11 protein-coding genes are annotated in these 7,154 nt (G+C 41.6%); 5 read left to right on the top strand and 6 right to left on the bottom strand.

The genetic code is table 11. The features are described from left to right. Nucleotides 1-69: 69 nt before the first annotated feature. Nucleotides 70-366: a hypothetical protein gene (locus LD39_RS09670; protein WP_035545615.1), complete on the bottom strand. Its 297-nt coding sequence runs from the start codon at nucleotides 364-366 to the stop codon at nucleotides 70-72. A 376-nt stretch (nucleotides 367-742) separates the two neighbouring features. Beyond that, the gene (locus tag LD39_RS22090; protein WP_081988402.1) at nucleotides 743-913 is read right to left on the bottom strand and encodes an aspartyl-phosphate phosphatase Spo0E family protein; all 171 of its coding nucleotides are present in this window, start codon (nucleotides 911-913) and stop codon (nucleotides 743-745) included. A gap of 191 nt (nucleotides 914-1,104) precedes the next feature. Between LD39_RS22090 and LD39_RS09665 the strand changes: the two genes are divergently transcribed. Continuing rightward, complete coding sequence (locus LD39_RS09665) at nucleotides 1,105-1,485, top strand: RidA family protein (RefSeq protein ID WP_035545614.1); 381 nt, start codon at nucleotides 1,105-1,107, stop codon at nucleotides 1,483-1,485. A 36-nt stretch (nucleotides 1,486-1,521) separates the two neighbouring features. Here the strand turns inward: LD39_RS09665 and LD39_RS09660 are convergent, their stop codons facing one another. Then, nucleotides 1,522-1,752 (bottom strand): excisionase family DNA-binding protein, encoded by a 231-nt coding sequence (locus LD39_RS09660; RefSeq protein ID WP_035545613.1) that lies wholly within the window; start codon nucleotides 1,750-1,752, stop codon nucleotides 1,522-1,524. Nucleotides 1,753-1,910: 158 nt separating this feature from the next. On the opposite strand from LD39_RS09660, the gene LD39_RS09655 reads away from it, so the two are divergent. The 3 genes from LD39_RS09655 (at nucleotide 1,911) to LD39_RS09645 (ending at nucleotide 4,443) form a co-directional block, all read left to right on the top strand. Next, complete coding sequence (locus tag LD39_RS09655; protein ID WP_035545611.1) at nucleotides 1,911-2,732, top strand: DUF1206 domain-containing protein; 822 nt, start codon at nucleotides 1,911-1,913, stop codon at nucleotides 2,730-2,732. A 405-nt stretch (nucleotides 2,733-3,137) separates the two neighbouring features. Next, nucleotides 3,138-3,593: a hypothetical protein gene (locus LD39_RS09650; protein WP_035545610.1), complete on the top strand. Its 456-nt coding sequence runs from the start codon at nucleotides 3,138-3,140 to the stop codon at nucleotides 3,591-3,593. Nucleotides 3,594-3,693: 100 nt separating this feature from the next. Continuing rightward, nucleotides 3,694-4,443, top strand: a complete 750-nt coding sequence (locus LD39_RS09645; RefSeq protein WP_035545608.1) for a hypothetical protein — start codon at nucleotides 3,694-3,696, stop codon at nucleotides 4,441-4,443. A 49-nt stretch (nucleotides 4,444-4,492) separates the two neighbouring features. On the opposite strand, the gene LD39_RS09640 is transcribed toward LD39_RS09645, so the two are convergent. The 3 genes from LD39_RS09640 to LD39_RS09635 form a co-directional block, all read right to left on the bottom strand. Then, entirely contained in the window at nucleotides 4,493-5,191 is a 699-nt protein-coding gene (locus LD39_RS09640; RefSeq protein ID WP_052158801.1) for a lysozyme family protein, read from the bottom strand. A gap of 86 nt (nucleotides 5,192-5,277) precedes the next feature. After that, a complete protein-coding gene (locus tag LD39_RS22595) occupies nucleotides 5,278-5,490 on the bottom strand; it encodes a hypothetical protein (RefSeq protein WP_156112608.1) in 213 nt (70 codons plus the stop codon). Further along, the gene (locus LD39_RS09635; protein WP_035545607.1) at nucleotides 5,477-6,781 is read right to left on the bottom strand and encodes a Na+/H+ antiporter NhaC family protein; all 1,305 of its coding nucleotides are present in this window, start codon (nucleotides 6,779-6,781) and stop codon (nucleotides 5,477-5,479) included. The genes LD39_RS22595 and LD39_RS09635 overlap by 14 nt, the downstream gene beginning before the upstream one ends. Before the next feature lie 182 nt (nucleotides 6,782-6,963). On the opposite strand from LD39_RS09635, the gene LD39_RS09630 reads away from it, so the two are divergent. Beyond that, the coding region (locus LD39_RS09630; protein ID WP_035545606.1) for a cupin domain-containing protein at nucleotides 6,964-7,154 on the top strand (191 nt) is incomplete at its 3' end.

Here is a 7,154-nt window from a genome sequence, read left to right as displayed (position 1 = left end):
TTATCTTTTTTTTCTATAATAATAAACCGCTTTCACTAATAAATACATAAAAACCAGTGAGGAAAGCCTTCACTGGTCGGATTCTATCTTAATTTTTTCTGCTAATTTACCATCTACTTCAACACCATTCCCTGAAACCCAAATCTGGACTTTTTCATCAGAAAGAGCGTCAATCGGTTCATCAATCTCGGTATTTTGGTCTATCAAAACTTCATACGTCGGATAGCTCGCTTCTGGATCCACATCATCCTCTCCGACGACAATACTATTTTCCTTCACCTCTATAATTGCACCTTCAAAATCTGGTTTCGATCCACAGCCTGCAAGTAAAGCAATGATCAGGAAAATCCAAATGTACTTTTCCAATGGGTTTCCTCCTAATACGAGTCTTCTTTTATCTGTCGATTATGGAGTTAAAAAGTTACAATACACCCCAATTATTCCATAATAAAGTCCGATACATTTCCACCAATCTCCCGGAGGAATTCTTCTAGCTTGAAACCCATTAGATAAGGATATACTCTTTCTCGTTGGACATTAAAAAAACCTCTACAAAATGTAGAGGTTTGGCCTGCCATCCCATGGAAATGGTTAAGTTTCCCGCAGTCGTTTTTATCGATCGGGTGGCATTAGTTCAAAACTATCATAGCTATTGAGCGAAATCAAGATTCCTATAAAGTTGAGTGAGTAAATAAAATTTCTTCCGACTTAGAAAACCGTCGAATTCAATAGAACCTCATCCTTATTGACAAGAAGAACTTTTCATTGAATGTCTTCTAAGCTTATTCAGTAACTCATCCAGATCTCTCGAAATTCTCAGCAATTCTTCCTCTGACAGGTCCTGTTCATAAATTTCATACATCCTTACTCGCAATTGTTCGATTTTCTGTTCTAATTTCTCTTTTTCATTCATGTAACGAAAACTCCTCCGTTCTATGGTGGAAACCTGATGTTCGATCCATTCTGAATTTACCCTTTACAAAAAAGACTAACATTACAATTAGATAACATTCCGGTTACTTAGACTACGAAGAGATTATCTTTCTTTTCTATTGTTACTCGTGTTAGGATAGATTCAATCTTACATAACAGGAGTGAACGTTCATGTTTAAAGCAATCTCTACTGACAAAGCCCCCGCTGCGATCGGACCTTATTCTCAAGCTGCAGACCTCGGAAACCTCCTATTCATCTCTGGTCAAATTCCTTTAGATCCAGAGACGATGGAATTTGTTTCTGACGACGTCGATGCCCAGGCCCATCAAGTGATGAAAAATCTTGGGGCAATCCTTGAAGAAGCCGGTTTGACTTATCGCCACGTCGCAAAAGCCAATATTTACTTAGCTTCGATGGATGATTTCGCAACCGTTAATGAAATTTACGCGAGCTATTTAAGTGAGCCCTACCCAGCAAGAGCTGCCGTAGAGGTCAGCAAACTCCCTAAAGGTGCAAAAGTTGAAATAGAAGCGGTTGCAGTCAAGGAGTGATAAGTAAAAGCAGAGCGGATGCTCTGCTTTTTTCATTCAATCTTCATCTTTTACGTCCGGGTCTTCAGGAATGGGTTCACTTAAATAGGCCTGGATCATAGCACGGTATTTTTCTATTTGTTCAAAATGTGCAGAAAATTGATTTTTGTTTATTAAATATTGTTCTCCATCATGAAGTGTCCGGATCTTCTTTTGACGGATTAGACTGATGATATAGTCCTCTGGGAAATCCAAGTACTCTGCCGTTTCTTTAATTGTTAAATACATAACCGTCCACCTCTTTTCATTTATACTATATCATTCTTCAGTCATACATAGGATTTATCACCCAATTTTTAACAGATAGTTTCTTCTTAGCTAAGTTCGGGAATTATCTAGTTGAGTAAACAAATTTACGAAATGAGTGATGAAATGTGGACACATCTATGACAAGCAGTTCGCAGGCTTCAGAAGCCAAAGAAGAAATCAAACCCTGGATTCGACGGTTCGGTCGATTCGGTTACATGGCAAAAGGAGCCGTTTATGGAATCGTAGGCGTGCTAGCGTTTATGGCAGCAATCGGTGTAGGAGGTAAAACTACAGGAACCAGCGGGATGCTGCGCTCCTTAGCCGGTGTTCCATTTGGAGAAATCCTCCTCTGGCTGGTCGGAATCGGATTGATCGGTTACATCGTTTGGGACTTCATCAAGGCGATTAAGAATCCCCAAAACAAAGGAGCCATCTCCCGAATTGGATACGCCGTAAGTGGTGTCATCTACGGTGCTTTAGCTTTTAATGCCATCAAAATCGCGATGAACGCAGGAAGCAGCAGCGGGAATTCGGAACAGACGATGTCAGCGAAGTTATTATCTCAGCCGTTTGGTCAATGGATCATCGGCGCCATCGGAGTTATCATTATCGGCTACGGACTGTACGAACTCTTTACTGGAGTTACAGGACGCTTTATGAAGAAGTTTAAGATTGGTCAGATGGATCGACATGAACAGAACGTTGCACGCAAGTCCGGAAAAATGGGACTTACAGCTCGTGGAGTTGTTTTAGGACTAATTGGATATTTCTTTGTACAAACGGCTCTTACAGCTAACCCTGATCAAGCGAAAGGCCTTGACGGGGCACTCTCTGAATTGGCTCAAAAACCTCATGGTCAGTGGATTCTAGGCGTGGTCGCTTTAGGTTTAATCTTATATGGCGTATATCAAATCATACGTGGCCGACACGAACATATGAGTTTTGGAAAGATTAAATAAGAAGAATAAAAGTGCAAGCACCTTCGGGCCCAGATAAGCATAAGGCAAGCGATGGAGTGGCCTGCTTTTCACCTACACAGCCGATTGACTTATGCTTGTCGGGGGCTAGGCGCTGGAGCTGAATGTAGCCTCTCACCACAAAAAGTTATCCACACACAACAATTTTATAATTCCCTAGACGACGAAAAAAGCCTTCCCTTTTAAAAAGGGAAGGCTTTCGATTTTTGTCGCGAATGTACCGACGACCACATTCGTCGTTTAGCCTTTAAGCTTATACTTCGACTTACACAAACAGCTCATCGCCACTAAACTATACTATAATTTCTTAAGAATAGCAATGGGGTATTTCCGATAAGATAAGGGCTATGCTATACTAAACGGATGATAAAAAATCAGGAGGCTCCTATGTTATCGTTTGAAGAAAAATTGGCCGTCATTGAAGAATTTGATGAATTAGAAAAGAAAGAGATTTCCCTTGGACGAATCAATTTCCACTATGAAGAAAGCTTATACGATAAAAAAATCGTCGTCTATCGTTTACACCCGAATGGCAACGGATTTGTTTTTGCTGGAGAAATCGAAGGCTATCCGTCAGATCATAAAGGCATGGTCAATATTAAAGATTTTAAAGCCGACGAACTGAGAGAGTTGATTAGAGAATCGATTGACTCACTTTCCCTCTCCCCTGCAGAGAAAAACCCTGTCCTTGAAGAATGGTTGAATGATTACGATCAGGCACTTGTTCTAATGAGGGAAGAAGACGGCTACAATGTCTATGCAGATGAACAGTTAGAAGGAACGTTCAATTCTTATGAAGAAGCAGCAAATTTCCTTGAACAAGAAGGGTTCAGCCGATTATAAATTTTTTCAAAGGAGGCGCACGGCCTTCTTTTTTTATACCATCACCTCTCCTTGTTACGCATAAACTAAGCTAACAATTAAAAGTAGGATGGTGGCCGTTATGTATTACAATCCTTTTTACCAACGACAGACACAGTCCTCATCAACTTCGTATGTTCTTTCTTTTGCCACCGGAGATGTGAATGGAGATTACATTCCGGATCATGTATATCTTGTCGGGCAAAAGTCTTCGCACAGTCCTTACACTACAGACATAACGCTCGTCGTCCAGGACGGTCAGACACAGCTGTTTTACTCGGTTCCGCTGAAAACGAACCAAGGGTATCAGCCAGGTTTGTTCCTTGGGGATTTTACCGGAAATAAGGTTAATGATATTTTTATTCGAATGGATTCAGGAGGAAGTGGCGGTTTTGGATACTTTTACGTGTATTCTTTCTTGAACAATCAACCCAGTTTGTTATTTGATTATGAAGCTTTTGACAGCTATTACGATTACTCAGTCATGTATCAAAATCAGTACAAAGTGAAAGTGACAAATAATACACTAGGTCTATCGTTCATCATCGATCTAAGCAATCGAGGGAAAGAATATCTTTCTGAAATCTATAAGCCGAACGGTGCACTAATTTCCCCTTTGGAAGGTTCCGTTTCAGGACTCAACCAGCTTTATCCCATCGATTTTAACGGAGATGGCGTTTATGATCTATATGCCCTTCAAAGAATTATTGGACGCTACAATGCAGATGGACTTGGGCTTGTCCAAACACCGCTCAGCTGGGACGGTCTGCGTTTCAAACCAATGTTTGATAACCAATATGTCGCTGTACTGGGGCAATCGTCGACATCTTGATCTACCTATGCGTTAAGAAAAGCTGGCCTCAGTCAGAAGGCCAACTTTTTTATGTTTCTTCAAAGTATTTTAAAATTTCACCTACATAATCGAAATCACCATAGCATGCCTCAAGTTCGGCTTCTTCAGGTGAACGGCACGTATAATTTCCGGAACCTCGGACTTTTTCAAACATTTCTTGCGAATAGTGGATGGCTAGATCTTTAGAGTAGCTTCCCCCGTTTTCTTTTACATAGTTAATAAATCCATCTCCGAAATTATACGACTGCAAGGCAAGTTTCACATCATTCCCTGCTTTCTCTAAGACCTTTGAAAAATATAACACGCCTTGTTTCACTGATTTTATTGGATCTTCAATACAGCCTGCTTCTCCGCATAACGATTCAGACGCCTGCATAGGATCCTTCCCTTTTCCTTCCGACTCTTGCATCATAAGTGCCAAAATAATATTCGAGTAAGATGCGACTCCGTACTCCTTTGCATGCTTCTCAATTTCTTGTTCATACTGGAGAACCTGTTCGGAAACTTCAGGAAGTTGACCAACTGGATACACATCTCCATCGTATTGAATCGACATCGTCTTTTCTTTTTGATCGTTGTCTACTTTCGTCTCGCTCGCTTTACTCTTTTTTGTTTGATCGCTGGTTACGTGGTCTGTTTCGGAAGGAGAAACCAGTGAAAAGAGGAATAGGCAGACTACCGTCAACATCAATGTAGTTACAGTCATCAAAAAGGGCTTCTTCTTCATAGGGAAAAACGCCTCCTATAGGTCTCTTCCCTTCTCTACGACTGAATACCCATTCTTTTACCACTTTTGACATAAAAACCCCGTTTTCAATTCTTGAAAACAGGGTTTTGGTGGTTCGGGTGGTGGTTCGTACCAGGTACCTGTGCGTGACCTTTCGGTGTCAGGTACCAACAGCTTGCTGTTCGGTACCTGGTACCGGCTTCTGTCATCTCGGTGTCAGGTACCAACTCTCTTTCTTTCGGTACCTGGTACCGCTCAGCCTGGTACCGCTCGACGAGGCACCACTTAGGCACGTCCACGCTTAATTGTAAACCTCGGAAAACGGAACACGATAGCCAGCAAACCTGATACAGCCAGTAATATTGGATAAAAGCAGAACGGTACAATCGCTACAGGAGAGATGCTTGCTACACCGGCTACGGATAAAATCTGTGCACCATAAGGTAACAATCCCTGAACAGAGCTCGAGAAGATATCCAATAGACTTGCAGACCTTCGAGAATCAATATCAAAACGTTCAGAGATCCGCTTGGCTAATGGTCCCGTCGTAATGATAGAGATTGTATTATTAGCTGTAGAAAGATTGACTGCACTGACTAAGCCAGCAATTCCAAACTCTCCTCCCCGATCAGAGCGAGCACCTCGGCTAATAGAATGCAAGAGGAAGTCGATGCCGCCATTTCTCCGAATCAACTCAACCAATCCACCTAAAAGAATGACAAGCAGCGATAGATTCTGCATGCTCTGGAAACCGTCTCCAAGAAGTGTCACAAAATCCATCATAGATATTTCCCCAACAGATAGGCCGATGATTCCCGCAAACAGGATGCCACCCATCAACACATAAATGACGTTGACACCGATGACTGCAAAAATAAGAACTCCAAGGTAAGGCAGTACTTTTACAAGCTCATACGGGTGTTCTTCCTGCAAGGTTGTAGAGGCATCAGCGGTAATGATTCCAAAAATAACCGCTGTGATGATGGCGGCAGGTAAAACAATGAAAAAATTCGCTTTGAACTTATCTTTCATTTCTGTTCCTTGCGTACGGACAGCGGCTATTGTTGTATCAGAAATAATTGATAAGTTGTCCCCAAACATCGCGCCACTGACAATCGCTCCCATCGTAAGCGCTACATTGACATCCGTCTGATCAGCGATACCCATTCCAATGGGAGCCAAAGCAACAATGGTTCCGACAGAAGTCCCCATCGAAATGGAAATGAAGCATGCGATAACGAAGAGCCCGACAATTAGAAGATTTCCTGGCAGGACGCTCAGCCCTAAATTGACGGTCGAATCGACAGCGCCTACTCCTTCAGCAACAGAAGAAAAGGCTCCTGCGAGCAAGAAAATGATGACCATTAATATGATATCCGGATGACCTCCGCCTTCGGTAAGCTGCTTCAACTTTGTCTGGAAGCTCGTCTTCCGATTCATCAATAAAGCAACTAGAATAGCAGCAAACAAGGCAACTAAAACAGGAAGCTTATAAAAGTCTCCTGTTAGAATTCCTGAACCGATAAAAAGTATAATAAAAACACCAAAAGGGAGAAGTGCTAAGGGGTTCCCCTTTCTTAGTTGTTCCATTCTATTTCCCTCCAAACTCATTAAAAAAAGCCTTTACTATAAAAAGAAGGCTTGATCAAGTGATATATATTGTTAAAAATCTCGTTATTACTCTACACCAAAGCCTATGTTAATAGCAAGTTTCGAGTGGTTCAACCATTCGTATAGAACTGAATTACAAAGCGCGGTCAAGAGTTGATATAATGGTTGCAGTGTATAAAGGAGTGATCTTCATTAAACAACAAGTAGAACATATCATTACTAAACTAGACTTACAACCTCACCCGGAGGGCGGTTTTTTTAAGCAGACGTATGCCTCGGATGAAAAAGTTGGCCAGGAAGCACTTTCTGAACACTTCAGCGGAAATCGTCCGCTCTATACAAGCATCTATTT

The sequence above is a fragment of the Halobacillus sp. BBL2006 genome (genome assembly GCF_000786645.1).
In the GTDB taxonomy this organism is placed as follows: Bacteria; Bacillota; Bacilli; order Bacillales; family Halobacillaceae; genus Halobacillus.
Note: the sequence above shows the minus strand (reverse complement) of the source record. Positions and strands in the feature narration are given on the sequence as shown.

What these genes read in the sequence shown, in the direction of transcription:
- LD39_RS22090 (WP_081988402.1), bottom strand. Translation starts at nt 913, where the DNA reads ATGAATGAAAAAGAGAAATTAGAACAGAAAATCGAACAATTGCGAGTA.
- LD39_RS09665 (WP_035545614.1), top strand. Translation starts at nt 1,105, where the DNA reads ATGTTTAAAGCAATCTCTACTGACAAAGCCCCCGCTGCGATCGGACCT.
- LD39_RS09660 (WP_035545613.1), bottom strand. Translation starts at nt 1,752, where the DNA reads ATGTATTTAACAATTAAAGAAACGGCAGAGTACTTGGATTTCCCAGAG.
- LD39_RS09655 (WP_035545611.1), top strand. Translation starts at nt 1,911, where the DNA reads ATGACAAGCAGTTCGCAGGCTTCAGAAGCCAAAGAAGAAATCAAACCC.
- LD39_RS09650 (WP_035545610.1), top strand. Translation starts at nt 3,138, where the DNA reads ATGTTATCGTTTGAAGAAAAATTGGCCGTCATTGAAGAATTTGATGAA.
- LD39_RS09645 (WP_035545608.1), top strand. Translation starts at nt 3,694, where the DNA reads ATGTATTACAATCCTTTTTACCAACGACAGACACAGTCCTCATCAACT.
- LD39_RS09640 (WP_052158801.1), bottom strand. Translation starts at nt 5,191, where the DNA reads ATGAAGAAGAAGCCCTTTTTGATGACTGTAACTACATTGATGTTGACG.
- LD39_RS09635 (WP_035545607.1), bottom strand. Translation starts at nt 6,781, where the DNA reads ATGGAACAACTAAGAAAGGGGAACCCCTTAGCACTTCTCCCTTTTGGT.